The 24,047-nt window shown below is 65.6% G+C and carries 23 protein-coding genes and 1 pseudogene; 5 read left to right on the forward strand and 19 right to left on the reverse strand.

Annotated elements, in window-relative coordinates; all coding sequences use genetic code 11:
• Positions 1 to 317: 317 nt before the first annotated feature.
• The 15 genes and pseudogenes from mqo to A7V84_RS02775 all read right to left on the reverse strand — a co-directional run bounded on the left by mqo (position 318) and on the right by A7V84_RS02775 (position 13,341).
• Positions 318 to 1,817: a malate dehydrogenase (quinone) gene (mqo, locus tag A7V84_RS02710; protein WP_063492513.1), complete on the reverse strand. Its 1,500-nt coding sequence runs from the start codon at positions 1,815 to 1,817 to the stop codon at positions 318 to 320.
• Between the two features lie 18 nt (positions 1,818 to 1,835).
• Positions 1,836 to 2,231 carry a cupin domain-containing protein gene (locus tag A7V84_RS02715; protein ID WP_063492512.1) on the reverse strand — a complete coding sequence of 132 codons (396 nt, stop codon included), beginning with the start codon at positions 2,229 to 2,231 and terminating at the stop codon, positions 1,836 to 1,838.
• A gap of 87 nt (positions 2,232 to 2,318) precedes the next feature.
• The gene (locus tag A7V84_RS02720) at positions 2,319 to 2,618 is read right to left on the reverse strand and encodes an antibiotic biosynthesis monooxygenase family protein (RefSeq protein WP_063492511.1); all 300 of its coding nucleotides are present in this window, start codon (positions 2,616 to 2,618) and stop codon (positions 2,319 to 2,321) included.
• 28 nt (positions 2,619 to 2,646) lie between these two features.
• Positions 2,647 to 2,991, reverse strand: a complete 345-nt coding sequence (locus A7V84_RS02725; RefSeq protein ID WP_051348164.1) for a YchJ family protein — start codon at positions 2,989 to 2,991, stop codon at positions 2,647 to 2,649.
• 56 nt (positions 2,992 to 3,047) lie between these two features.
• On the reverse strand, positions 3,048 to 3,311 hold the full coding sequence (locus tag A7V84_RS21605) for a GNAT family N-acetyltransferase (RefSeq protein ID WP_412778645.1): 264 nt from the start codon (positions 3,309 to 3,311) through the stop codon (positions 3,048 to 3,050).
• Between the two features lie 3 nt (positions 3,312 to 3,314).
• Positions 3,315 to 4,268: pseudogene (locus tag A7V84_RS02730) on the reverse strand (3-hydroxyacyl-CoA dehydrogenase NAD-binding domain-containing protein); the annotation flags it as partial.
• A gap of 88 nt (positions 4,269 to 4,356) precedes the next feature.
• Positions 4,357 to 4,884 carry a GNAT family N-acetyltransferase gene (locus A7V84_RS02735; RefSeq protein WP_025512750.1) on the reverse strand — a complete coding sequence of 176 codons (528 nt, stop codon included), beginning with the start codon at positions 4,882 to 4,884 and terminating at the stop codon, positions 4,357 to 4,359.
• 2 nt (positions 4,885 to 4,886) lie between these two features.
• Positions 4,887 to 5,276, reverse strand: coding sequence for a hypothetical protein (locus A7V84_RS02740; protein ID WP_025512749.1), 390 nt, complete (start codon positions 5,274 to 5,276; stop codon positions 4,887 to 4,889).
• An 8-nt stretch (positions 5,277 to 5,284) separates the two neighbouring features.
• Positions 5,285 to 6,556, reverse strand: a complete 1,272-nt coding sequence (locus A7V84_RS02745; RefSeq protein ID WP_257792248.1) for a glutamate-5-semialdehyde dehydrogenase — start codon at positions 6,554 to 6,556, stop codon at positions 5,285 to 5,287.
• 22 nt (positions 6,557 to 6,578) lie between these two features.
• Positions 6,579 to 7,619: a DNA polymerase III subunit delta gene (gene holA, locus A7V84_RS02750; protein WP_063492510.1), complete on the reverse strand. Its 1,041-nt coding sequence runs from the start codon at positions 7,617 to 7,619 to the stop codon at positions 6,579 to 6,581.
• On the reverse strand, positions 7,619 to 8,293 hold the full coding sequence (locus tag A7V84_RS02755) for an LPS-assembly lipoprotein LptE (protein WP_025512746.1): 675 nt from the start codon (positions 8,291 to 8,293) through the stop codon (positions 7,619 to 7,621). Before A7V84_RS02755 ends, holA begins: the two co-directional genes overlap by 1 nt.
• 10 nt (positions 8,294 to 8,303) lie before the next feature.
• A complete protein-coding gene (gene leuS / locus A7V84_RS02760) occupies positions 8,304 to 10,961 on the reverse strand; it encodes a leucine--tRNA ligase (RefSeq protein ID WP_063492509.1) in 2,658 nt (885 codons plus the stop codon).
• A gap of 72 nt (positions 10,962 to 11,033) precedes the next feature.
• On the reverse strand, positions 11,034 to 12,230 hold the full coding sequence (locus A7V84_RS02765) for an MFS transporter (protein ID WP_231940102.1): 1,197 nt from the start codon (positions 12,228 to 12,230) through the stop codon (positions 11,034 to 11,036).
• A complete protein-coding gene (locus A7V84_RS02770) occupies positions 12,227 to 12,739 on the reverse strand; it encodes a MarR family winged helix-turn-helix transcriptional regulator (protein ID WP_025512743.1) in 513 nt (170 codons plus the stop codon). The genes A7V84_RS02765 and A7V84_RS02770 overlap by 4 nt, the downstream gene beginning before the upstream one ends.
• A 134-nt stretch (positions 12,740 to 12,873) precedes the next feature.
• Positions 12,874 to 13,341 (reverse strand): HU family DNA-binding protein, encoded by a 468-nt coding sequence (locus A7V84_RS02775; RefSeq protein ID WP_025512742.1) that lies wholly within the window; start codon positions 13,339 to 13,341, stop codon positions 12,874 to 12,876.
• Between the two features lie 242 nt (positions 13,342 to 13,583).
• On the opposite strand from A7V84_RS02775, the gene A7V84_RS02780 reads away from it, so the two are divergent.
• Complete coding sequence (locus tag A7V84_RS02780; protein WP_082833052.1) at positions 13,584 to 15,422, forward strand: SulP family inorganic anion transporter; 1,839 nt, start codon at positions 13,584 to 13,586, stop codon at positions 15,420 to 15,422.
• Here the strand turns inward: A7V84_RS02780 and A7V84_RS02785 are convergent.
• The 4 genes from A7V84_RS02785 to A7V84_RS02800 all read right to left on the reverse strand — a co-directional run bounded on the left by A7V84_RS02785 (position 15,341) and on the right by A7V84_RS02800 (position 18,817).
• On the reverse strand, positions 15,341 to 16,651 hold the full coding sequence (locus A7V84_RS02785; protein ID WP_063492507.1) for an ABC transporter substrate-binding protein: 1,311 nt from the start codon (positions 16,649 to 16,651) through the stop codon (positions 15,341 to 15,343). The genes A7V84_RS02780 and A7V84_RS02785 overlap by 82 nt on opposite strands.
• 141 nt (positions 16,652 to 16,792) lie before the next feature.
• Positions 16,793 to 16,960: a 50S ribosomal protein L33 gene (gene rpmG, locus A7V84_RS02790; RefSeq protein WP_003810296.1), complete on the reverse strand. Its 168-nt coding sequence runs from the start codon at positions 16,958 to 16,960 to the stop codon at positions 16,793 to 16,795.
• Between the two features lie 55 nt (positions 16,961 to 17,015).
• On the reverse strand, positions 17,016 to 17,252 hold the full coding sequence (gene rpmB / locus A7V84_RS02795) for a 50S ribosomal protein L28 (RefSeq protein ID WP_005016019.1): 237 nt from the start codon (positions 17,250 to 17,252) through the stop codon (positions 17,016 to 17,018).
• A 347-nt stretch (positions 17,253 to 17,599) separates the two neighbouring features.
• On the reverse strand, positions 17,600 to 18,817 hold the full coding sequence (locus tag A7V84_RS02800) for a Bcr/CflA family multidrug efflux MFS transporter (protein WP_459562048.1): 1,218 nt from the start codon (positions 18,815 to 18,817) through the stop codon (positions 17,600 to 17,602).
• A 214-nt stretch (positions 18,818 to 19,031) separates the two neighbouring features.
• Here A7V84_RS02800 and A7V84_RS02805 point away from each other — a divergent pair, with 214 nt between their 5' ends.
• From A7V84_RS02805 to A7V84_RS02820, 4 genes are all read left to right on the forward strand, one after another.
• Entirely contained in the window at positions 19,032 to 20,297 is a 1,266-nt protein-coding gene (locus tag A7V84_RS02805) for a class I SAM-dependent methyltransferase (RefSeq protein WP_115638928.1), read from the forward strand.
• Between the two features lie 473 nt (positions 20,298 to 20,770).
• Positions 20,771 to 21,766, forward strand: coding sequence for an ABC transporter substrate-binding protein (locus A7V84_RS02810; RefSeq protein ID WP_025512737.1), 996 nt, complete (start codon positions 20,771 to 20,773; stop codon positions 21,764 to 21,766).
• A 142-nt stretch (positions 21,767 to 21,908) separates the two neighbouring features.
• Positions 21,909 to 22,766 (forward strand): ABC transporter permease, encoded by an 858-nt coding sequence (locus A7V84_RS02815; protein ID WP_025512736.1) that lies wholly within the window; start codon positions 21,909 to 21,911, stop codon positions 22,764 to 22,766.
• Positions 22,763 to 23,998: a quaternary amine ABC transporter ATP-binding protein gene (locus tag A7V84_RS02820; RefSeq protein ID WP_025512735.1), complete on the forward strand. Its 1,236-nt coding sequence runs from the start codon at positions 22,763 to 22,765 to the stop codon at positions 23,996 to 23,998. The genes A7V84_RS02815 and A7V84_RS02820 overlap by 4 nt, the downstream gene beginning before the upstream one ends.
• The last annotated feature ends 49 nt before the right edge of the window (positions 23,999 to 24,047 follow it).

A 24,047-nucleotide genomic window follows, 5' to 3' on the forward strand; every position in this document is an offset into this window, starting at 1 on the left:
CGGGCCAGCCCGCGCGGCGATCCCCTCTGCCCGCGCTTACCCCTCGCTGTACCGCCGCTGGTGTCCTCATGGCCGCGATCGTCGGGCTTCGTCGCCGATCTGCGCGGTTCCCGCCCCTGTCTGCCTGCCCTCGTGAACGAGATCACGCAGCCGACCCTGGCCGGCGTATTCCGTCGGTGTGATGCCTGGTCCGGCCTTTGATCCGCCGATCTGCAAGCGGGCAGAGCGGCGGAGTCGGGCCGGCGACAGGGAGATAGGGTGCGGGCAGATATCCGCGTGCCAGCAGGGCCACCGCGGCGCGAGCCGCGGGCCGGATTTCACACGTAATCGAGATGGAGGATGGCGGCGGTCTGCTTGCGGGTGTCGAAGCAGGCCTGGCTGTCGGTTTTCAGATCGACGCCGTAGGTAGGAATGAGGGTCTTGAGTCGCGGCAGCCAGGCATCCGGCGTGAGTCGGTCTGCAAAGCAGCGCTGCAGCACCTCCAGGGCGATGAAGGCGGCGGTCGAGGCGCCGGGCGAAGCGCCCAGCAGCACAGCCAGGCTGTGATCAGCCGAGGTGACCAGCTCGGTCCCGAATTCCAGCACGCCGACGGTGTCCTTGCCCGGTTTGATGATCTGCACGCGCTGGCCGGCCACCGCGTGCGTCCAGTCGTGCTGACGCACTTCCGGATAGTACTGGCGCAGCATCTCGAACTGGTGGCCGCTGCTTTGCAGTACCTGGGACACAAGGTATTCGGTGAGTTGCCAGTTGTTCTTGGCTACATCCAGCATCGGCAGGACGTTGCCCGGGCGAACCGAGCGGAACAGGTCGGTGATGGATCCGTGCTTCAGGAAGCGTGACGAGAAACCGGCATAGGGGCCGAAGAGCAGGGACTTCTTGCCATTGATGATGCGGGTGTCCAGGTGCGGCACGGACATGGGCGGCGAGCCGTGTGCGGCCTTGCCGTAGACCTTGGCGTGGTGGCGCTGGCTGACGCGGTCGACGTCGCAACGCAGCCACACGCCGCTGACCGGGAAGCCGCCGTAGCCGTGGCCTTCCGGGATGCCGGATTTCTGCAGCAGTTCGATGGCCCCGCCGCCCGCACCGACAAAGACGAAGGGGGCATGGAGGGTGTCGCGGGCCTTGCTGACGGTATCGCGAACGTGGACCTGCCAGCCGCCGCCCGGTTGCCGCGTGAGGTCGTCGACGTGTTTGTAGTAATGGATCTGGACGCCGGGCTGGCACGAAAGCTGCTGGATGAGCAGGTGGGTCAGCGCGCCGTAGTCGACATCGGCGCCGGAGACGATGCGCGTGACGGCGATGGGTTCACTGGTATCGCGCCCTTCCATGACCAGCGGAATCCATTCGGCGATCTGCTTGGGGTCTTCGCTGTACTCCATGCCGCGGTAGCAATGATGCGCCGACATTTCCTTGAAGCGCTGGCGCAGATACTTGACGTTGTCTTCGCCCCAGACAAAGCTCATGTGTGGGCAAGGGTGGATGAATGCCTGCGGGTCGGGAATGGCGCCCTTGGTCACCAGATAGGACCAGAGCTGGCGCGAAAGATCGAATTCGGTATTGACCTCAAGCGCCTCGCTGATGTCGACGGTGCCGTCTGCCCGGGCAGGGGTGTAGTTCATCTCGCAGTTGGCGGCGTGGCCGGTGCCGGCGTTGTTCCAGCCGTTGGAGCTTTCCTGGGCGCAGTCCTGCAGGGCTTCGAGGATGGTGATGTTGAGCGACGGCTCCAGTTCCTTGAGCACGGTGGCAAGCGTGGCGCTCATGATGCCGGCGCCGATCATGATGATGTCGGCCGGCGCGCCAGGGAGGGGAGTGGACATGGCGGTTTCCTCGTGGGCTCAGGCGGACGGTTTGGCGCTGATGAAGGGCGGCTGAGCGTCCGCAGCGAAGATCACATAGGCGCGGCGCCAGGGCTGCTGGTCGGTCAGTCGCCAGCGGTGGCCTTCGCCGGTGGTGTCCTCGGCCAGCAGGATATCGCCGGGATGGATCGTGAAGGTCGCGCCGCTGCGGGTTTCGAATTCCAGCGTGCCGCTCAAGGTGATGACGAACTGGCGGGCGGGCGCCTCATGCCAGCTGAAGCTGCCGCCGGCATTGGTTTCACGAAACGAGATGCTCTGTACCTTGACGGTGTCGCTGAGCATGTCGCCGCGTTCTCCCTTCGGAAGATCCAGCCAGCCTTCCTCGAAGTGAGACTCCTTGTCTTTGCCTGTCCACAGGCGTACACACCGGATCATTGCTCTTCCTTTGAGTGCGATCAGATTGGGGGGGCAGGCGCGACGTCGGCATGGCTGGCCGGCCTGCGGCGGGGCCGAGCGCGCGGCTCAGGCCGCCGTGAGCGGGCAGTAGTGCGCCGTCTGGGGCGGCTGCTGGAAAAAATCGGAGATGAAGGCGCGCCATTGCGGGAAGGCAGGCGATTGCCGGAAATCGACCAGATGGTTTTCCAGCGTCTGCCACTCGATGCGCAGCAGGTAATGGCAGGGGTCGTGCACGTCATGGATGAGCTCGTGGGCGATATAACCCTTGGAGCGGGCGATGACTGTCTCCAGCCCCTGGCGGGCGGCGGCTTCGAATGCCTGTTGCTGTCCGGCTTGCACCCAGATCTGGGTGTGTTCGTAGATCATGTGGCCCTCTGTGATGATGTGTCGGGTATCAGGCAGGAAACTCACCGTCCAGGTAATACCAGCGGCCGTCGATTTTCTCGAAGCGGCTGATTTCATGCAGGCGTGAGGCCCGGCCTGCCTGGCGGTAGCGGGCGACGAATTCGACGATCGCGTGGTTGTCGTCCTGGCAGACGTGACGCTTGACCTGCAAGCCGAGCCACTTCAGATCGGCCGGATTGGGTTCAAGCGCGGGAGCCTCGGGGTGCCAGGTCCGACGCAGGTAGTCGAGCTCGTCGAGTACATAGGCGCTGTAGCGGGCGCGCATCAGGGTAGCGGCATCGGGGGCTGGCGCATCGCCGTGATGCCACAGGCCGCAGCAGCGCGCATAGGGCATCGGGCTGCCGCAGGGGCAGCCCGATGCCTGCGCAGGGGCAGGCTTTCGACTCACGGTCAGGCCAGCAGGTCGGCGTGCTCGGGGTGGCGCTTGAAGTAAGCCGCAGCATAAGAGCATTGCGGACGAACCTTCCAGCCATTGTCGCGCGCCGTCTTCAGGGCGAACTCGGTCAATTCGGCTGCGATGCCGCGCCCGCCCAGTGCCGGCGGTACCCCGGTGTGGGTGATGGTCATGATCTTGTCTTCGCGCTGGTAATCCAGCTCGCAGACATGCCCTTCGATGATGAGTTCGAAGCGGCCTATCTCGGCCAGGTGCTGGATCTGGGGTTTGGGGGCCGCCGTGGGGCGGGCCTTCATGGCCAACAGGGCGAGCAGACGCTGGTCGCGCTCGCGCGCCAGTTCGGCGATGCTGCGTCCCTGCGCTTCGGCATTCACGCCCTGCACCAGCAGGGTGCGCAACTCGTCGGTGAGCTGGGGGTTGCCCAGATCGTCCCACCACTTCTGCATCGGCTCCCAGAGGTGGTCGAGGAAGTGGTTCATGCCGCCTTCGCCACCGCCCAGGTTGAAGGTCATGTGGGGGCCGAACAGCGCCCAGCGCAGGCCCGGGCCTTGCGAAATGGCGGCGTCGATGTCGGCCACGCTGGCCACGCCCTCGGCGGCCAGATGGGTGGCCTCGCGCCAGAGGGCGGCCTGCAGGCGGTTGGCAATGTGCCCGGGGACTTCCTTGTGCAGGCGGATGGCATATTTGCCGATGGCTTTATAGAAGGCCATGGCCGCATCCATGGCCGCCGGGCTGGTGCGCTCGCCGCCGACCACCTCGACCAGGGGAATCAGGTGGGGGGGATTGAACGGATGGCCGATCAGGCAACGTTCGGGGTGGGCGCAAGCCGATTGCACGCGCGTCATGAGCAGGCCCGAGCTGCTGGAGGCGATGATCACCTCGGGCGGCAACAGGGCGTCCATGCGCTGGAAGAGTTCGATCTTGAAGGCTTCGCGTTCGGGCGCGTTTTCCTGCACGAACTGCGCGCCGGCCAGGCCGCGCTCCAGGTCTGCCTCGAAACGCAGGTCCTGCGGCGTCAGCGCATGGGGCAGGATTTCCGGCAGGTTTTCCCAGGCATGGGCGATACGTTCACGCACGATGGCTTCGGCACCCGGGGCCGGATCGGTGAGCGTGACCTGCAGGCCGCGGCTCAGGAACAGGGCCGCCCAGCTGGCGCCGATGGTGCCGCCGCCGACGACAGCAACGCGTTCAATGGCAGAAGGAGAGTACATGGCCATACCTATAAGACGAAACAACTCCATGATCGGCCCGTCTGGCGCACGAAGCAAGGGGGTAAGGTCAAGGTTTGCCGGCCAGGCCGGAAGATCAGGCGTCTTCGGCAGGTGGCCATTCAGGGCGCAGCAGGCCCATCATGCCCGTATCCCAGCGCTCGTCGCCTATGCCGCTGGGTACCGAGGAGCGACGCACGCCTTCCCAGCGAAAGCCCAGGCGGGTGTACAGATGGATGGCTGGCGTATTGAAGGTGTAGACGTTCAGTTCGACGCGCTGTATCTCCGGATGCGAGAAGGCGTGATCGATCAGTTGGCGCAGCATGACCGGCGCCCAGCCCTGGCCGCGTGCCGCGGGCGCGATCAGGATGCGGCCCAGGCGGGCGTTGCCATCGGTCCAGTCGAAGGCGATCTGGCCGTGGCCGACGTATTCGCCATCGGCCAGCGCCATCCAGCTGCGGCGCGCCGGCTGAGGGCCGCTGTCCTGGGCCAGCATGATGTCGAACTGCTGCGGATCCAGCGGATACCGGACCTGGGCTCCGCCCCATTGGACGGCGGCGCGCTGGTCCGGCAGCCAGGAGGCCAACAGCGTGTAGTGCGAGCGGTCAAAGGGGACGAGTTGCATGGTCAGCGGCTCAGCAGCAGCAGTGTCCAGAGTGACACCATGGCGATGATGCCCAGGAAGCAGGAACCCCAGAAGCCGATGATGGGCCATTTGGCATCCAGCGGGAGCTGCTTGGGATCGACGTGGCTCAGTTGCTGGTTGGCATAACCGGCGACCCAGCGCTTGCTGCGCGGGAAGGACAGGCGCAGGAAGTAGTCAAGGAAGATCCCGGCCTGGATGGCGAAGGGGTATTGCCGGAAGGCGCGTCGCGCAAGCAGAGGATGCTTGAATTCGGCGTTGATGCGTGGGGCTTTCCAGAAAAACAGCACGGCGCCACAGATGGCGCAGGTCACGAAGCACAGCACGAACAGGCTGAAGACAAACACGAAGGCCTGGGAGAAGACGGTGGGCATGGCGATTCCTATCCGCGAGTCTGACCTTCGCCCTGCAGGACCCACTTATAGGTGGTAAGTCCTTCCAGGCCGACCGGCCCGCGCGCATGCAGGCGGTTGGTGGAGATGCCGATTTCGGCGCCCAGGCCGTATTCGAAGCCGTCAGCAAAGCAGGTCGGCAGGTTGACGTAGACCGAGCTCGAATCGACTTCGCGCTGGAAGCGTTGGGCCGCGCCGAGGTCTTCGGTCACGATGGCGTCGGTGTGGCCGGAGCCCCAGCGGGCGATGTGGTCGATGGCCTGCTCCAGATCGTCGACCACGCGCACGGCCAGGATGGGGCCCAGATACTCCGTGCCCCAGTCCGCGTCGGTGGCGGCCTGGATCGCGGGCAGCAGTGCGCGGCTGCGTGCGCAGCCACGCAGCTCGACCCCCTGTTCGGTCAGGGCGTGGGCAATGCGCGGCAACTGCGTTTGGGCAACGGCCTGATGGACCAGCAGGGTTTCCATGGCGCCGCAGATGCCATAGCGATAGGTTTTGGCATTGACGCTGATTTCCAGCGCACGGTCGGGGTCGGCCGCGGCGTCCAGGTAGACGTGGCAGTTGCCGTCCAGATGCTTGATGAGCGGCACGCGGGCTTCCTGTGCCAGGCGGGCGATCAGGCCTTTGCCGCCGCGCGGCACGATCACGTCGACATGCTCGGTCATGGTGATCAGCTTGCCCACGGCGGCGCGGTCGGTGGTGTCGACCACCTGCACGGCCGCCGGCGGCAATTCGGCTGCCGCCAGACCGGCCTGCACGATGGCGCCCAGGGCCAGGTTGGAGTGCAGGGCTTCGCTGCCACCACGCAGAATGGTGGCGTTGCCCGATTTCAGGCACAGGGCTGCCGCATCGATGGTCACGTTGGGGCGCGACTCGTAGATGATGCCGATCACGCCCAGCGGCACGCGCATCTGGGCCACTCGCATGCCATTGGGGCGGACATGGGTGGCGCTCAGGGCGCCGACGGGGTCGGGCAGGGCCGCGATCTGGCGCAGGCCTTCGGCCATCAGGTGCACGCTGCGATCGGACAGGGTGAGACGATCCAGCAGCGCAGGCTCCAGGCCGTTGTCGCGGGCATGCTGCACGTCGCGCGCGTTGGCTTCCTGCAGGGCAGCCTTGCGGTCGGTCAGCAGCTCGGCCATGGTGAGCAAGGCGCGGTTCTTGGCTGCGCCGCTGGCGCGCATCATGGCGCGCGACGCCTGGCGGGCGTTCTCGCCCAGCTTCAGCATGGTTTGTTCGATTGATGACATGATGGATTCCAGAGTGTCGCGTTGCCGCAGCGGGTCAGCTGCGGGCGCCGGCGGCGGCAACCCGCAGCGCCAGACGAGTCATTTCTTCCCAGGGGTCGGACAGCCGGCCCGGGACTTGCAGGCCCTTGATGAGGCGGTCGACTTCATGGGCATGTTGTACCGCGGCCGGCCAGGCTTGCGGCGGCACGCGGTTCAGGGCCTGCATGGCCAGGCGCTCGTGGGCGCCGAAGACCCGCAGACGCCGCATCAGTGCGCCGACGTCCTGCCGGTGCTGGCGCGCCTCGGCAATCCGGGCCAGCAGGCGGATTTCTTCGCCGACGGCCCACAGCACCAGCGGCAGGGCCTCGCCCTCGGCGCGCAGGCCGGCCAGCATGCGCACGGTGCGCGCGACGTCGCCTGCCAGCATGGCGTCGCGCAGGCCGAAGACATCGTAGCGGGCGACATTGAGCACCGCGCGCTCGACATCCTCGGCGGGGATCTCGCCTTCAGGGTAGAGCAGGCCGAGCTTGAGGATTTCCTGGTGGGCCGCCAGCAGGTTGCCTTCGACCTTGTCGGCCATCCATTGGAGGGTCGGGCTTTGCACGCGCTGGTTCTGGCGCGCCAGGCGCGCGCCGATCCAGGCCGGCAGGCGGGCGCGTTCGATGGTGGGGATGTCGGCCAGGATGCTGTTGCGCGAGAGCGCCTGCATCCAGCGCGATTCACGGGTGGCGCGATCCAGGCGCGGCAGGCTGACGACGATGAGGGTGTCGGGATCCGGCTGGCTTTCGGCCAGCCGGGTGAGTGTGTCGGCGCCGCTCTTGCCCGGCTTGCCGGTCGGGATCTTGATTTCCAGCAGGCGGCGGTCGCCGAACAGCGAGACGCTCTGCGTGGCGGCCAGCACCGCGCTCCAGTCGGCGCGCGCATCCAGCACCAGGGAGGTGCGGTCGGTGAAGCCGGCCTGACGCGCCGCTGCGCGCAGCGCGTCGCCGGCTTCGGTCACCAGCAGCGGCTCATCCCCCGAGAGGGTGTAGAGCGGGCCCAGGGGACCACGCCGCAGGTGATCGAGCAGGCCGTCGCCGTCCAGTACTTGCGCCATCAGTCGGGCTGAGCGCCCACGCCCGGAGTGATGTTGGGCATTTCCCAAGGCGCGGGCGTGGTGGGCAGCGGTTGCGTCACGGGATCGTACAGCAGCGTATCGTCGGCGATGTCGTCCTTGCTGCGCTCCAGGCGCTTCATGGACTCTGCCACGTCCGGCGCCGTCAGGCGGCGGATCAGGCGGTTGACCAGCGATTGCTGCATGGAGAGATAGAGCGTCTCCATCTGGGATTGCTTGGCCTGCACCACCCCGTCGTCATACGGCATGTCGCGGTAGATGGTGAAGGTGGTGTCCGGCAGGATGGCGCGCCCCGAGGGTTCGATCAGGCGGAAGGTGAAGACGATGCCCAATTCGTATTCTTCGACCCGGCCCTGGGCGTTGAGCGCCACGTCGCGCAGGCTGCGGGTGTTCTGCACCTGTTGCAGCACTGCCTGAGCGGTCTTGGGATCGTCGACCAGCCGGGTGTCGGGCGAAGCCGCGCGGATGGCGCGGCGGATCGCCGCGCCGAACTGCGAGTTGCTTTCGATGCCGACGTACAGCGTGTTGAAGGGCAGGGGGGTCTCCCCCCGCAGCTGGAAGCCGCAGGCCGTCAGCAGCATGACCATGGCCAGGCCACCGGCCTTGAGCCAACGTGACCCCTGAATGAACGGCAGGATAAGCCTGGCGAGGTTCATGCGCATCCTTTTAACCTACGACGTTGACCAGTTTGCCCGGCACGACGATCACGCGCTTGGGCGGGCGGCCCTCCAGGAAGCGGGCGACCTCTTCCTGAGCTACGGCGATCTGTTCGATCTCTTCCTTGGAGGCCTTGGCACTCACGCGCACGGCGCCGCGCAGCTTGCCGTTGACCTGCAGCATGAACTCGATCTCGTCGGCGATCAGGGCGGCCTCATCGACCTGGGGCCAGGGCGCATCAAGCAGATCGCCCAGCTGGGCGGCGTAGCCGAGGTCCTGCCAGAGATGCCAGGTGATATGCGGCACCACCGGGTAGAGCACGCGCAACAGCACGCTCAGGCCTTCTGCGCGCGCGGCATCGGCATGGACGCCTTCGGGCAACTCGGCGTGATCGAGCGCATTGAGCATCTTCATGCTGGCCGAGACAACCGTGTTGTACTGGATGCGCTGGTAGTCGTACTCGGCTTGCTTGAGCAGGCCATAGACTTCGCGGCGCAGGTCCTTGACGGGGGCCGGCGCATCCTGCCAGTTGGTCGACGTCGCCAGGCCGCGCTGGATGGCGGCGCGTTGTTCATAGGCCAGCGCCCAGAGGCGGCGCAGGAAACGGTTGGCGCCATCGACACCCGAGTCAGACCACTCAAGGGTCTGCTCCGGGGGGCTGGCGAACATCACGAACAGACGTGCCGTGTCGGCGCCCAGGGTGTCGATGAGCGATTGCGGATCGACGCCGTTGTTCTTCGACTTGGACATGGTGCCTACGCCGCCGTAGTCCACGGCCGAACCGTCGGATTTCAGGCGCGCGCCGGTGATGCTGCCCTTGGCGTCATAGATGTTCTCGACATCTTCGGGCCAGAAATACTCGATCCCCCCCTGCGGAGTGCGGCGGGAATAGATGTCGTTGAGCACCATCCCCTGGCACAGCAGGCGGGTGAAGGGCTCGTCGAACTTGAGCATGCCCATGTCGCGCATGACCTTGGTCCAGAAGCGCGCGTACAGCAGGTGCAGCACGGCATGCTCGATGCCGCCGATGTACTGGTCCATCGGCATCCAGTAATCGTTGCGGGCATCGACCATGGCCAGATCATTGCCGGGCGAGGCGTAGCGCATGAAATACCAGGACGAGTCCACGAAGGTGTCCATGGTGTCGGTTTCGCGGCGCGCGGGCTTGCCGCAGGACGGGCAGGCGCAGCGCAGGAAGCCTTCATGCTTGGTCAGCGGATTGCCCGAGCCATCCGGGATGAGGTCATCGGGCAGCACCACCGGAAGGTCTTTCTCAGGCACCGGCACCGGGCCGCAGTCGGCGCAGTGGATGATGGGGATGGGGGTGCCCCAGTAGCGCTGGCGCGAAATGCCCCAGTCGCGCAGGCGGTAGGTGGTTTGCTTTTCGCCCAGCCCGAGCGCGACCAGGTCATCGGCGATGGCATCGATGGCTTCGGCCGAGGTCAGGCCGTCGTACTTGCCGGAGTTCACGGTGCGGCCGGCCTGCTTGTCGCCGTACCAGTCCTGCCAGGCCTGCTCGGAATAGGTCTTGCCGTCCAGGGCGATAACCTGGCGGATGGGCAGCTGGTATTTGAGCGCAAAGGCGAAATCGCGCTCGTCATGAGCAGGCACGCCCATCACTGCGCCGTCGCCGTAGGTCATCAGCACATAGTTGCCGACCCAGATCTCGACCGGCTCGCCGGTGAGCGGGTGCTTGACGTGCAGGCCGGTGGCCATGCCTTCTTTCTCGCGCGTGGCGATTTCGGCTTCGGTGGTGCCGCCTTGCTTGCAATGCTCGATGAAGCTGGCCAGCGCCGGATTGTTGCGAGCCGCATGCGTGGCCAGGGGGTGCTCGGGCGCCACGGCGCAGAACGTCACGCCCATCACCGTATCGGCGCGGGTGGTGAAGACATAGAGCTTGCCGTCCTGGATGAGTTGGCCGTCGGCGCCGGCGATCTCGTGCGGGAAGGCCAGGCGCACGCCTTCGGACTTGCCGATCCAGTTTTCCTGCATCGTGCGCACGCGCTCGGGCCAGCCGGGCAGGTTGTGCTGTACCTGATCCAGCAGCTCGTCGGCGTAGTCGGTGATGCGCAGGTAGTAGCCGGGGATCTCGCGCTTTTCGACCGGTGCGCCGGAGCGCCAGCCGCGGCCGTCGATGACCTGCTCGTTGGCCAGCACGGTCTGGTCTACCGGATCCCAGTTGACGATCTGCGTCTTGCGGTAGGCGATGCCCTTTTCGAGCATCTTGAGGAACAGCCACTGGTTCCACTTGTAGTAGTCCGGATCGCAGGCGCACATTTCGCGCGACCAGTCGATGGCCAGCCCCATCGCCTTCATCTGCTTCTTCATGTAGGCGATGTTGTCGTAGGTCCACTTGGCCGGCGGCACCTTGGACTTGATGGCGGCGTTCTCGGCCGGCATGCCGAAGGCATCCCAGCCCATGGGCATGAGCACGTTGTAGCCGCGCATGCGCAGCTGGCGCGCCATCATGTCATTGATGGTGTAGTTGCGCACGTGACCCATGTGTAGCTTGCCGCTGGGGTAGGGCAGCATCGAGCAAGCGTAGAACTTGGGCTTTTCGCTGCCATCGGGGTTCTTGGCGTGCTCGTGAACGAGGTAGGCGTCGCGGGCCTGCCAGTCTTGCTGGGCGGCCGCTTCGACGAGATTGGGTTGATAGCGTTCCTGCATGGACTCGTGCGTCGAAATGAGAAGGGACAGGCCCGCCAGGCGGGCACTGGAAACCCTAGATTATAGGAGGTGCTAGCCCGCCGATGGGGATGGCTTGGTTTCGGGGATCCGGGCGCTGGGAAAGAGTACGCCGACGGCCAGGGCGAGCAGGCCCACCAGACCGCCCGCCACGGTCACGCCAAGCCAGCCATGATGACCGTAAATCCAGGCTGCCGCCAGGGATCCGGCTGCACCCCCCACGAAATAGGAGGTCATGTAACCGGCGGTCAGGCGGCTGCGGGCTTCGGGGCGCAGCCGGTAGATGGCGCTCTGGTTGGTGACGTGTACGCCCTGAATGGCCATGTCCTGGACCAGGATGCCCAGCAGCAGAGGCAGCACACTCTGTGCTCCCCAGGCGATGGGCACCCAGGACAGCAGCAGCAGGGTCAGACCCAGGCGGGTGGCCCGGTTTCCCAGGCCCTGGTCGGTCATGCGGCCGAAGCGGCTGGCGGCATAGGCGCCCATGGCGCCGACCAGGCCGAACAGGCCGATCGTCATGGTGCTGTAGTCGTAGGGCGGGCTGGACAGCAGAAAGGTCAGTGGCGTCCAGAGCATGCTGAAGCAGGCAAACAGCAGGGCGCCGATCAGCGAGCGGGCGCGCAGCAGCGGTTCGTCGCGGTAGAGGTGCCAGATGGACAGCAGCAGCCGCGGATAGCTGAGCGAGGTGTCGGAGCGATGGTCGGGCAGGATGCGCCACAGGATGGCCGACATTCCCAACAACAATGCGGCAGCGACCCAGTAAACGGTGCGCCAGCCGCCAAGATCGGCCAGTGCGCCGGCCAGCGTGCGAGCCAGCAGGATGCCCAGCAGCAGACCGCTCATGAGCGTACCCACGATGCGGCCGCGTTGTTGCGGTTCGGCCAGGGTGGCGGCGAAAGGGACCAGGACCTGGGCCACGACAGAGAGCGTGCCCGTCATGGCGGTGCCCGCGAGCAGCCAGCCCAGAGTGGGCGCGTTGGCCGAGATCAGCAGGCCAACCGCCGACAGCGCCGTCATCGAGACGATCAGGCGGCGCCGCTCCAGCATGTCGCCCAGTGGCACCAGCAGCAGCAGACCGGCGGCATAGCTCAATTGGGCAGCCATGACGATGCCGCCGGTCGCGGTGTTGGAAACCTGGAACTGCTCGCCGATGATGTGCAGCAGTGGCTGGGCGTAGTAATTGCTGGCGACAGCCAGGCCCGTGGCGACCGACATCAGCAGAATCATGGGGGGAGTCAGGCGGGCGTTCATGGCGAGATGCCTCCGGGCGCCTGGGCGTCATGGGCGGCGAGCACCCGTTTGAGCAGGGCGGCCAGCTGGCGTCGCTCGGCCTGCGACAGGGCCGCCAGGGTGGTATGCAGTTCTTCCAGGTAGTCGGGCAGGACGCGGTCGATGACCGCCAGTCCTTCTGCGGTCAGGGATACCAGTACGCTGCGGCGATCTTGCGGATGGGGGGTGCGGGCGATCAGACCGGCTTGTTGCAGCCGGTCGATGCGGTGGGTCATGGCGCCGGAGGACAGCAGCAGGGCGTCTATCAATTGCTGGGGGCTCAGCGCGTAGGGAGCGCCGCTGCGACGCAGCGTGGCCAGCAGATCGAATTCTCCCTGATGCAGGCCGTGGGCGCGGAAAGCCCGGTCGGCATTGCGCAAGGCAAGGGTGTTCAGGCGGAACAGGCGGCTGCCGACCGCCATGTCGGAGAGGTCCAGGTCCGGGCGCTCCCGGGCCCACTGGGCAAGAACGAGGTCGACGTGGTCGCGCATGATTTATCTCGATGTAAAGTATCTTTATATCAAGATAAATGGGGTGGGTGCAAATGTGCCGGCAGGCAGCGTGGACGAAAAAAAGAACCCGCCGTTGCGGGCGGGTTCCTTCGGGCTTGAGCGGACTGCAGCGCTTACTGAGCGGCGTCTTTCAGCTTCTTCAGGGGGCGGACCTTGACCTTGACCGAAGCCGGCTTGGCCGGGAACCAGCGCTCTTCGCCGGTGAACGGATCCTTGCCGAAGCGCTTGGCCTTGGCCGGCACCTTCTGCACGGAGACCTTGAACAGGCCGGTCAGCGTGAATTCGCCGACGCCCTTCTTGTCGACCGAACCCAGCACGGCGTTTTCCAGGCCAGCCAGAATGGCCTTGACCGACTTGGCTTCAATGCCCGTGCTTTCAACCAGGTGGGCCACCAGCTGCGACTTGTTCAGTGCTTCCTTGATCGGGCGGATCGTGGCGGCAGCCGTCTTCTTCACGGCAGGCTTGGCAGCGGCGGTGGTTTTCTTGGCGGCGGCAGGGGCCTTTTTGGCAGGCGCTTTGGCCGGAGCCTTGACGGCGGTTTTGGTGACTTTCTTGGCGGGAGCCTTTGCTTTGGTGGCCATGGTCAAAATCCGTATGTTGGGTCGTGAGGCGGCGCGTGCGACGGGTGTCCGGCACCACGCGCCCGATGATAGCGGAAAGTGAGCCGTGCGCACGGATTTTTGCGCCGAATAATGCTTGCAGGATGTTGTTTTCGAGAGAAACCCCGAGGCCAGGGCAGGGGCCTGCGGCAGGCGTTCGCAGGCGGCCTGCATTGCATCGCGAGCCCCCCGCGGATTACGCTAGCCGTTCTGCGCATGCCTGGATGCGCGTCCATATCGAGGGGAAGGCATTGCGGCGGGGAAGATGGTTGGGGGCGTGGGTGAGCGAGATCACGCCGCAGGGGGTGCGCGCCGATGCCATGGCGGGATTGCTGGGCGCGTTGCTGGTGCTGCCGCAAGGGATGGCGTTCGCGGTGCTGGCGGGGCTGCCGCCGCAGTACGGGCTCTATACGGCGGTGGTGCCCTGTATCGTGGCCGGCCTGTTCGGCTCCAGCAGGCACGTGCTGTCCGGCCCCACCAACGCCAACTCGCTCGCCTTGTTCGCGGTGCTGGCGCCGCTGGCTTTGCCGGGCTCGCCCGGCTATATCGAACTGGCGCTGGCGGTGACGGTGCTGGTCGGGGTCATGCAGCTGGCTGTCAGCCTGCTGCGCATGGGCGTGCTGGCCAACTTCATTTCGCCGGCCGCCTTGTTCGGCTTCACCAGCGGGGCGGCCCTGCTGATCGCCCTGCATGCCTTGGGCGATGCCGCGGGCGTGCCCCGGGAGCAGGCGCATGGCCTGGCGAACACGTTTTCCGCCATCCTTGATGGCTGGGTCAGCCCGGCGGCGCTGCTGGTGACCGTGATCACGCTGGGGGTGGCATTGGCGGTGCGTCGCTGGGACCGGCGGCGTCCGCACATGCTGGCCGGCCTGGTGGCGGGCACGCTGGCCGGCTGGCTGCTGGGCTGGGTCTGGCCGGGATTGGCCACGTTGGGGCCGATCGCCGAGCCGTTTCCGCCTTTCCATGTGCCGCAGTTCGAATGGCGTCGCCTGCCTGACATGCTGGGCGTGGCCGTGCCGCTGACCATCGTGGCGCTGGCGCAGTCGATTTCCATCGCCAAGGCGGTCGGGGCCCGTTCGGGCCAGACGATCGATGCGAACCGTGAGTTCTTCGGTCAGGGGCTGTCCAACATCGTGGGCGGTTTCTTCTCCTGCTACCTGTCCTGCGGGTCCCTGAATCGCTCCATGCCCAACTACGAGGCGGGGGCGCGTTCGCCGCTGGCGGCGGTCTTCTCGGCCGTGATGCTGGTGCTGCTGGTGTTGGTGAGCGCGCCCTTGCTGGCCCATATTCCTTATGCCGCGATCGCCGGCCTGCTGTTGCTGGTGGCCTGGAATCTGCTCGACATTCCCCGCTGGCGCTGGCTGCTGCGCGTCAATCGCAATGAGGCCGTCATCGCCGGCGTGACGCTGGCGGCCACGGTGTTCATCCGCATGGAGGTGGCGATCCTGCTGGGCGCGCTGCTGTCGTTGACCGCCTATCTGTACCGGACCTCGCGCCCGGCCATGCGGCTCATGGGGATCGCGGCCGACGATCCTGCGCGCCACTTCGTGCCGCGCGAGTCGGATGCGCCGGTGCTGGCGGCCTGCCCGCAACTGACGCTGTTGCGCATGGAGGGGTCGGTGTATTTCGGTGCAGCCGCCTATGTCGGCGAGCGCCTGGCCCGGCTGCGCAGCGAGTCAGCCAGCCATTTGCTGGTGATGAGCCGCAGCATGAATTTCATCGACCAGGCCGGCGCCGAAGTCTGGGAAGAAGAGCTCAAGCATCGCCGCACGCGCGGCGGGGATCTCTACTTTCATCGCCCGCGCCCGGGAGTGATGTCGGTATGGGAGCGCACCGGTTTCATCGAGCGCCTGGGCGCAGACCACATCTTCCCTGACAAGGCAGTGGCCATTGGCCACATCTATCAGAAGCTGGAGCCGGGCGTCTGCCGAGCCTGTACGGCGCGCTGCTTCCGGGAGTGCGGCCCTCCGGGCACGGCCCATCAATCGGGCCAGCGCGGCACCGCCGGGCCGGTGGAGATAAAGCCGCCGACGCCCACAGTGCGGGGCGCGTCCGGGGCCTGAGGCGGCGCTGACGCGGGCCTGGCAGTCGCCGTCGGGGTATCGGAGACCGGTGCGTCGCCGGCTTGCGCCGGCTGTCGCTGCGCCATCAGCTGGCGCACGGCCTGATCCGGGATCTGCAGGCGTGCGCCATCGGTGTAGTGGACCTGGGGTTTGCCATTGGCGGCCACCGCGCGCACATGCAGGCCCATGGTGGATTGGTGGTCAAGCTGTCGGAAATGGATCGGCCCCAGCGGCGAGGGCACGGTCAGGCCGGCGAGTGCGTCGCGCAAGGCCTCGGCATCGGTGCTGCCGGCCTGTTGCAAGGCGGCAGCCAGGCTGTGCAGGGCGATATAGCCCTGCAGTGCCGCCAGTGTCGGCGCCTGCTGGTAGCGTGCCTGGTAGGCCTGGGTAAAGTCGGCCAGGATGGCGGGCGGTTCAGGGGGATGGCCTGCTGCGATCCAGAAAGGAGGCGTGCTCAGGTCATCGGCGTACAGAGCCACCACCGGCAGGGTGGCGCTGCCGGCCAGTTGCAGATAGCGCTGCGCGTCGTCGCCGCGCAGCGCCAGCAGCAGGGCGTCGGGGCGCGTGGCATGCATGGCCGCCAGCGTGTCGGGCTGCAGCGCTGTGCTGGCGATGGCTTGCCGGTGCACGATCTCGGTGCGTGACTGGAAGGCCTCCAGCAGGGCGCTGAAGGTATCGGCGGCTTCGCGGCCGGCCGGCGAGTCTTCATGCAGGATGGCCCAGCGCCGGGCGCGCAGGCCGAGCGCGCGGGGCGCGACCGCGGTGACGCGCATGCGGGTGGAGGGTGCAAGCCGGAAGGTATAGGCGTTGCCTTGTTGCCAGATCAGGCGGTCGCTGTCGGCGGCTGTTGCCAGGTAGGGGGTGGCATGGCGCTGAGCCAGGGCTGCCACGGCCAGGGCCTCGCGGTCGTCTTCGCCGCCGAAAAGCGCCACGGCCTGTCGGCCGGCCAGCAGCGCCTGCGCGGATTGTTCGGCGTTCGCATCCGCTGCCGAGGGTGTGACCCGCAGTGGCCGCTGCAGTACGCCGCCGGCCTGATTGATCTCCTCCAGCGCCCATTGCCAGCCTTGTCGGAAGGCGGCGGCATGCGGTGTCTGGACGGCCACTTCGCCCAGCACGATGGGGGCGGCGGCCGGGGGCGGCGTGGCCCGGGCGGGCGACATCAGTGCCAGGCAGAGCAGGCAGAAGGCAGGCAGGCGCCAGAGAGGGCGGGCGGGCAGGGCGATCGGCATGCGCTCCAGTGTAGTGGGCGCAAGGCGCGCGTCGCCGCGCGAGCTTGGGCCAAAACGCCGCCCTGTTTGCGCAATCGGCGGGCGCAAACAAAAACCCCCGGCATCGGCTGATGGCGGGGGTTTGGGGAAAGCCTGGCCGAATTACTTCAGCTTGGTTTCCTTGTAGTCAACGTGCTTGCGAGCGACCGGATCAAATTTCTTGATCAGCATCTTCTCGGGCATGTTGCGCTTGTTCTTGGTCGTCGTGTAGAAATGGCCCGTGCCGGCGGTCGACTCGAGCTTGATCTTTTCGCGGATACCTTTTGCCATGTCGGGCTCCTAGTATTGGGTTTGCGGTTCGTGGGTAGGCGTCGGGGGCGGGTGGTTAGGCCACTTCGCCGCGAGCACGCAGGTCGGCCAGAACGGCGTCGATGCCGTTCTTGTCGATCGTGCGGATCGCCTTGGCCGTCACGCGCAGACGCACCCAGCGGTTTTCGCTTTCAACCCAGAAGCGGCGCGACTGCAGGTTGGGCAGGAAACGGCGCTTGGTTTTGTTGTTGGCGTGGGAAACATTGTTGCCCACCATCGGGCCTTTGCCGGTCACTTGGCAAACACGTGCCATGAATGCACCTCTTGTGTCAGGTCGCCGGGAGGACGGTGTCGGCTTGAGGCAGCAGGGGATATTCGCCGCTGGCGCGGATCCGATGAGGATCGGATCTGCTTTGCCAGCCACCCAACTGCTTGGATGTAGGCCGCCGTGCCGCCTTCTTGAAGGCGTGGGAAGTGAGGCCGGCATTGCTGCCATGCGATCACGCCCCGGGCTGGCCCGTGCTTATACCCGCTTGCCCCAGACCGGCATGAGCGCCTGGCGGGGTAAGGAATGTGGCAGCCACAAAGCATAGTGGCCACACACGGGAATAGTGTATTTAATGCTTAGCAAGCGAATGTACTACGGATCCGCTGCCTGGGTCAAGCCTCCTTGCGGGCGATGCACCCGGCTGCCCATGACAGGCAGCCGCAGGCGGCCAGCACGGTGGCCAGGGGCAACACACTGTCGGTCTGCCAGAGACTGATCGTCAGGCCGGCCATGGCCCCGCAGGAAAACTGCAGCGTGCCCAGCAGCGCGGACGCTGCGCCCAGGCGATGGCCTTGTTCGGCCAGCGCCAGGGCGGCCGAGTTGGGATTCACGAAGCCCTGGCAAAACATATAGCCGAGCAGGCAGACCATGAGCACGGTCAGGTCCATCGTGCCGCTCAGGGCCAGCGCCAGGCCGCACAGGCCAACGATGGCCAGCGCGCGCTGGGCATTGCGTTGCAGGGTCGCCGGCGGCAGGCGGCGCAGCAGGCGGGCGCTGATTTGCGAACCGACGATCAGCGCGGCAGCGTTGGCGCCGAACAGCAGGCCGTAGTAATGGGCCGGCACGCCATACAACTCGATGAAGACACGCGGCGAGCCGATGATATAGGTGAACATGCCAGCCTGGCCGAAGCCCCCGGACAGGCTGTGCGCCAGAAACCGGCGGTGGCGCAACAGGGCGCCATAGTTGCCGAAAATGGTGTTCCAGCGCAGCGGCACGACCCGATCGGCCGAGAGGGATTCTTTCATGATGCGCAGCACGCTGATCAGCAAGGCGACGGCGGCCAATGCCATAAGCCAGAAGAGGCTGCGCCAGCCCATAAAGGCCAGCAACTGGCCGCCGATCAGCGGCGCGAGGATCGGCGCCAGGCCCATGATGAGCATCAGCAGCGAGAGCGCGCGCGCCGCGTCCTGGGTGTCGTAGTGATCGCGGATCACGGCGCGTGGAATGACCACGCCGGCCGCGCCGCCCAGCGCCTGGACCACCCGCCAGATGCTCAGGGTCTGCACGTCGCTGGCCAGGGCGCATCCCAACGAGGCCACGATATACAGCACGAGCCCGACGATGACGGGCAGCTTCCGGCCGTAGCGGTCGGCTATCGGCCCGTAGACGATCTGCGCCATGGCCAGGCCGACCAGATAGGCCGCCAGTGTCCGCTCGACATCGCCGCGCGGCACGGCCAGATGATCGGCCATTGCCGGAAAGGCCGGCAGATACATGTCGATGGAAAAAGGCCCTAATGCCGTCAGCGCCCCCATCAGGATCAGCCATCCGGGCAAGGTGCGATCCAGGGTCTGGCGGGGGGAGCTGGGCGGTAAGGGTGGGGACATCAAGACAACACTAGGCAGCGCAGGCACGGGGCTCGGAAGGAGTCCGAACCCCGTTGGTCTGCGGATGGAGACAGCGAGAGCAGCCGGCTACGGGTCCGACGAAACCGGGAGGCGACTGAGCCAAAGACTTTAGCATGTGCTAACAGGCGTGCAAATTCCGATAGTTTTCCGATAAAGTCCATGTGTCGTTCTATATCCAGTGGAGAGGGAATTGGTGAATCCTTTGCTGTCTGTTGTCGAACGTAAGGTCGCTGCGCTGCCGGTAACGGTGCAATTACAGTTGCCCGGAGGAACCACGGTCGGGCCGGCAGATGCGAAAGTGCGCTTCGTGGCGCACGACAAGGGGGCTCTGGCCCACCTGGCCGAAGGAGCGGTCGGGGTGCTGGGCCAGGATTATGTCGAGGGCCGTATCGACATTCATGGCAGCATGCGCGACGTCATGGCCGCCGCCGCCGCCCTGTTGCCGGGCTCGCCGGTCGAGGCGGCGCGCGGGGGCTGGTTGACCGAACTGATACGCAAGGTAAGTTCGGTGTGGCGTCACTCGATGGAGCGCGACGCCAAGCAGATCGAGTTTCACTACGATCTGTCGGATGAGTTCTACGCGCTGTGGCTGGATCCGCGACGGGTCTATTCCTGCGCCTACTATCGCGAGCCGGACATGACGCTGGCGCAGGCCCAGGAAGCGAAGCTGGACCTGATCTGCCGCAAGTTGCGCCTGCGCGAGGGAGAGCGCTTTCTCGATGTGGGGGCGGGCTGGGGCGGCCTGCTGCTCTGGGTCGCCGAGAACTACGGTGTGGATGCCACCGGCATCACGCTCTCGCGCAATCAGCACGCCCACGTCAATCGCCTGATCGAGGCCAAGGGCCTGTCCGGGCGGGTGCGCATGGAACTGCTCGACTACCGCAAGCTCGAGGAAGGCCAGCCTTACGACAAGATCGCGTCGGTGGGGATGTTCGAGCACGTCGGACGGGCGCAATTGCCGGGCTACTTCTCCAAGCTGCGCCGCCTGATCAAGCCGGGCGGGCTGATTCTCAATCATGGCATCACGGCCGCCGGGGTCTACAACTCGGAGCTGGGCAGTGGCATGGGCGAGTTCATAGAGCGTTATATTTTTCCTGGCGGTGAGCTCACGCACATCAGCAGTGTGCTGGAGGCGGTCACGGCCGCAGGGCTGGAGTCCTGCGATGTCGAGAATCTGCGGCCGCATTATGCCCGTACGCTCTGGGCCTGGAGCGACGAGCTTGAAAACCGGCTCGACGAAGCCGCTGCCATCCTGAGCGGCGAGCAGGGCGCGCGATCGTTGCGGGCCTACCGCCTGTATCTGGCCGGCTGCGCCATGGCGTTCCAGCATGGCTGGATTGCCTTGCATCAAGTGCTGGTGAGCACGCTGTCGACCGGCCGCGCCGACGAGCTGGATAACGCCCCGGACCTGCAATACCCGTGGCGGCGCGATTATATGTATGGCAACCCCAAAGCCTGATGTGGGCAGCGTCCGGCGCCAGCCGGACGCTTTGGCCTGCTCCTGAGCCAGCTTTTGCCCGGCCAAAAATCCGCTAAAGTGCAACTTTATGTTAACTATAAATGATGCGCTTTGTTGCTGGCTTGGCCCAGGAGGATTTTCTTTTTTTCTTCTGGAAGCTAGGTGATTTCCCTAGTAATCGCCCCAGCGCCATGAAACTGAATGTAAGCAAATTGGCTTGGTTTGATTTTTAAAGTCAGCTAACATGCGGTCTTCTTCATTGAGTTGCTGTCAATTTTCTGCCTCATTCGGGGTTTCCCCTGAATGCTGCTGTCATCTGGAAAACCTGCCCTGCAGGTAGCGTTTTCTGCTGTGAGTGTCGGTTTGTATTGGCGGTTCTGCCCGTCTTCCGCACAACCCTCTTAGCTCCACGGCATAGCCGAAGCCTTTGCGCTGCCTGGTTGTGTCCCTGAACCTATGGAGGCAAAAAAGCCATGCGTTTCTTTCCCCTGAAAGCCCTGGTCGCCACGGCCGTCGTTTCTGCATTTGCGGGCGCTGCTCACGCAGATCCCCAGTGTGAACTCAAGCGCCCCGTGAAGTTTGGCGGCATGAACTGGGAGTCCAATCTGGTCCTGGTCGACGTCGAGCGTTTCATCCTGGAAAAGGGCTACGGTTGCAAAACCGAGGTGCTGCCCACCGAAACCCTGCCTGCGCTTGCCGCGCTGGAGCGTGGGGATCTGGATATCAATACCGAGATCTGGCTCAACAGTGTTGCCGAGCCTTGGGACAAGGCCGAGAAAGGCGGCAAGGTCAAGCGAGTGGGCGATGTCTACATGGGCGGCGAGGCCTGGTTCATCCCGCGCTATACCGCCGAGCGCTATCCCGAACTCAAGAGCGCGGCCGACCTGCCCAAGTTCAAGGACAAGTTCAAAGACCCCGAAGAGCCCGGCAAGGGGCGCTTCTATGGGTGCCCGGCAGGCTGGGGCTGCGAAGTCACCAGTACCAATCTGTTCAATGCGCTCAAGCTGGGCGACGATTTCACGCTGTATTCGCCCGGCACGGGCGCGGCCCAGAAAGCGGCGCTGACCTCGGCCTACAAGCGCAAGCAGGACGTGGTCTTCTATTACTGGTATCCGACGCCGCTGGTCGGCGCCATGGATCTGGTCAAGCTGGAGCTTCCGCCCTATGACGCGGAGAAGCACAAGTGCCTGACCGCGCCCAAGTGCGACAACCCCGAGCCCAGCGCCTACCCGGATAACCCGGTGTTCACGGCCGTCAACACCAAGTTCGCAGGCGAGGCGCCGCAACTGACCGAGTTCCTGTCCAAGGTCTCGGTGCCGAACGCGACGATGGACGCCACCCTGGCGCACATGGAGTCCTCGGGCGATGACGCCAGTGACGTGGCCGAGTGGTTCCTGAAGAACCAGGGCGATGTGTGGAAGAAGTGGGTGCCGGCCGATGTCGCCACCCGTGTCGAGGCCGCGCTCTGATAGCGCTGGCCGGGGGCCTCTCCCCGAGGCCCGGGGCGAAGGTACCGCGCCTTCGCCCGTCTATGCGGCTCCCGCCGTTTCTGGCGGGCCGCCGTTGCGGCGCTGATGCCCGCCTTCAATCTCCCGGAAGAGGAGCGATCCGATGTTTCCTGAATTAATTCCTGCCAAGGCCGTGCGCGGAGCCATCGATGGTTTCGTGGATCACCTGGTCAGCAACTACGCCGATACGCTCGAAGCCATCGCCAGCCCCGTTCTCCACGCCCTGGTGTGGCTGGAGCAGCTGCTGCGTTCGTCGCCGTGGTGGGCCGTGGTGCTGGCCACGGTCGTCATCGCCTGGCTGGTGAGCCGGCGCGTGGTGCTGAGCCTGTGCATGGGGCTGTTGCTGTGCGTGATCGGCTTGCTGGGCCTCTGGGATGCCGGCATGCAGACCCTGGCGCTGATGATCATGGCCGCCGGCCTGTCGGTGCTGATCGGCATCCCGCTTGGCATACTGATGGCGCGCGTGAACTGGTTGCGCTCCATCATGCTGCCGGTGCTGGATGTCATGCAGACCATGCCCAGCTTTGTCTATCTGATCCCGGTCGTGATGTTGTTCGGCCTGGGCAAGATTCCCGCCCTGATCGCCACGGTCATCTACGCAGTGCCGCCCCTGATCCGCCTGACGGATCTCGGGATCCGGCTGGTGGACGCGGAAGTGCTGGAAGCGGCGCGCGCCTTCGGCGCCAACTCGCGTCAGCAGCTCTTCGGCGTGCAACTGCCGCTTGCCATGCCCAACATCATGGCCGGTGTGAACCAGACCACGATGATGGCCTTGTCCATGGTGGTGATCGCCTCCATGATCGGCGCGCGCGGGCTGGGCTATGAAGTGTTGCTGGGCATCAACCGCCTGGAAGTCGGGCGCGGCCTGCTGGCCGGCCTGGGCATCGTGGTGCTGGCGATCCTGTTTGACCGCATCACCCAGTCGTATGGGCAGCGGGTACGTGTCGGAGGCCAGCAATGAGCAAGATCGAAGTCAAGAACATCTACAAAATCTTCGGGCCGCATCCCCAGAAGTACCTGAAGCTGGCCCAGGAAGGCATGAGCAAGGAAGCGTTGCTGGCCAAGACCGGGCACACGCTGGGTCTGCGCGATATCAGCCTGTCCATCGAGGAAGGCAGCATCTACGTCATCATGGGGCTGTCCGGTTCCGGAAAGTCCACCCTGATCCGCCATTTCAACCGGCTGATCGAACCCAGTGCGGGGCAGATCCTGGTCGATGGCGTGGATGTGGTGAGCCTGAACAAGCGCGACCTGGAAATCTTTCGCCAGAAAACCATGAGCATGGTGTTCCAGCGCTTCGGGCTGTTTCCGCACCGCACGGTGCTGGATAACGCCGGTTATGGGCTGGCGGTGCAGGGCGTGGCGCGCGCCGTGCGCGACGAGCGCGCCCGCCATTGGCTGGAGCAGGTGGGCCTGAGCGGTTTCGAGGCGCAGTATCCGCATCAGCTCTCGGGCGGGATGCAGCAGCGCGTGGGGCTGGCGCGCGCGCTGGCCACCGACGCCGAGATCCTGCTGATGGACGAAGCCTTCTCTGCGCTGGACCCTCTGATCCGGCGTGAAATGCAGGATCATCTACTGCAATTGCAGGCCAAGCTCAACAAGACCATCGTGTTCATTACGCACGATCTGGATGAGGCCTTGCGTCTGGGTAACCGTATCGCCATTCTCAAGGACGGCGAACTGGTTCAGGAAGGCACGCCCGAGGATATCCTGTTGAGTCCGGCCAACGATTACGTGCAGGCCTTTCTGCAGGACGTCAACCGTACCAAGGTGCTCAACGCTTCGCACGCGCTCAACCCGGCGCGCCTGACGCTGACGATGCGGACGCGGCCCGCCCATGCGCTGGAACGCATGCAGGCGCTGGACTATGAATATGCGCCGGTGCTCGACGGCAAACGCCTGGCAGGCGTGCTGATGGCCGAGGCGGCGCAGCGCGCGCAGCAGGAAGGCGCCCGCGACGTTTCGCAGTTCGTGGCCGATCTGGCTTCGGTCCCGGCGACTGCCGGTCTGGACGAAGTGCTGACCTGCCTGGTTCACAGCGATCAGCCGGTTGCCGTGACCGGCGCCGATGATGAGTTCCTCGGCATGCTGTCGCGCAAGAAGGTCGTCGAACTGGTTGCACCTGTGCTGGCCGAGAACCAAGGCGGCGATGCCAGCCCGGGCACGGAGCCCGCCGAGCGCCCGGCGGCCTGAGCCGGGCTGGGCGCACAGCGCGCCGGGCGATATCATGTGACCCCCTGCC

The sequence above is a fragment of the Bordetella trematum genome (assembly GCF_900078335.1).
GTDB classification, from domain to species: domain Bacteria; phylum Pseudomonadota; class Gammaproteobacteria; order Burkholderiales; family Burkholderiaceae_B; genus Bordetella; species Bordetella trematum.

What these genes read in the sequence shown, in the direction of transcription:
- A7V84_RS02785 (WP_063492507.1), bottom strand. Translation starts at nt 16,651, where the DNA reads ATGCCGATCGCCCTGCCCGCCCGCCCTCTCTGGCGCCTGCCTGCCTTC.
- A7V84_RS02780 (WP_082833052.1), top strand. Translation starts at nt 13,584, where the DNA reads ATGCGCGTCCATATCGAGGGGAAGGCATTGCGGCGGGGAAGATGGTTG.
- A7V84_RS02800 (WP_459562048.1), bottom strand. Translation starts at nt 18,817, where the DNA reads ATGTCCCCACCCTTACCGCCCAGCTCCCCCCGCCAGACCCTGGATCGC.
- A7V84_RS02820 (WP_025512735.1), top strand. Translation starts at nt 22,763, where the DNA reads ATGAGCAAGATCGAAGTCAAGAACATCTACAAAATCTTCGGGCCGCAT.
- rpmG (WP_003810296.1), bottom strand. Translation starts at nt 16,960, where the DNA reads ATGGCAAAAGGTATCCGCGAAAAGATCAAGCTCGAGTCGACCGCCGGC.
- holA (WP_063492510.1), bottom strand. Translation starts at nt 7,619, where the DNA reads ATGGCGCAAGTACTGGACGGCGACGGCCTGCTCGATCACCTGCGGCGT.
- A7V84_RS02725 (WP_051348164.1), bottom strand. Translation starts at nt 2,991, where the DNA reads ATGCCCTATGCGCGCTGCTGCGGCCTGTGGCATCACGGCGATGCGCCA.
- A7V84_RS02720 (WP_063492511.1), bottom strand. Translation starts at nt 2,618, where the DNA reads ATGATCTACGAACACACCCAGATCTGGGTGCAAGCCGGACAGCAACAG.
- A7V84_RS02715 (WP_063492512.1), bottom strand. Translation starts at nt 2,231, where the DNA reads ATGATCCGGTGTGTACGCCTGTGGACAGGCAAAGACAAGGAGTCTCAC.
- A7V84_RS02810 (WP_025512737.1), top strand. Translation starts at nt 20,771, where the DNA reads ATGCGTTTCTTTCCCCTGAAAGCCCTGGTCGCCACGGCCGTCGTTTCT.
- leuS (WP_063492509.1), bottom strand. Translation starts at nt 10,961, where the DNA reads ATGCAGGAACGCTATCAACCCAATCTCGTCGAAGCGGCCGCCCAGCAA.
- A7V84_RS02775 (WP_025512742.1), bottom strand. Translation starts at nt 13,341, where the DNA reads ATGGCCACCAAAGCAAAGGCTCCCGCCAAGAAAGTCACCAAAACCGCC.
- rpmB (WP_005016019.1), bottom strand. Translation starts at nt 17,252, where the DNA reads ATGGCACGTGTTTGCCAAGTGACCGGCAAAGGCCCGATGGTGGGCAAC.
- A7V84_RS02815 (WP_025512736.1), top strand. Translation starts at nt 21,909, where the DNA reads ATGTTTCCTGAATTAATTCCTGCCAAGGCCGTGCGCGGAGCCATCGAT.
- A7V84_RS02765 (WP_231940102.1), bottom strand. Translation starts at nt 12,230, where the DNA reads ATGAACGCCCGCCTGACTCCCCCCATGATTCTGCTGATGTCGGTCGCC.
- A7V84_RS02770 (WP_025512743.1), bottom strand. Translation starts at nt 12,739, where the DNA reads ATGCGCGACCACGTCGACCTCGTTCTTGCCCAGTGGGCCCGGGAGCGC.
- A7V84_RS02755 (WP_025512746.1), bottom strand. Translation starts at nt 8,293, where the DNA reads ATGAACCTCGCCAGGCTTATCCTGCCGTTCATTCAGGGGTCACGTTGG.
- A7V84_RS02740 (WP_025512749.1), bottom strand. Translation starts at nt 5,276, where the DNA reads ATGCCCACCGTCTTCTCCCAGGCCTTCGTGTTTGTCTTCAGCCTGTTC.
- mqo (WP_063492513.1), bottom strand. Translation starts at nt 1,817, where the DNA reads ATGTCCACTCCCCTCCCTGGCGCGCCGGCCGACATCATCATGATCGGC.
- A7V84_RS02735 (WP_025512750.1), bottom strand. Translation starts at nt 4,884, where the DNA reads ATGCAACTCGTCCCCTTTGACCGCTCGCACTACACGCTGTTGGCCTCC.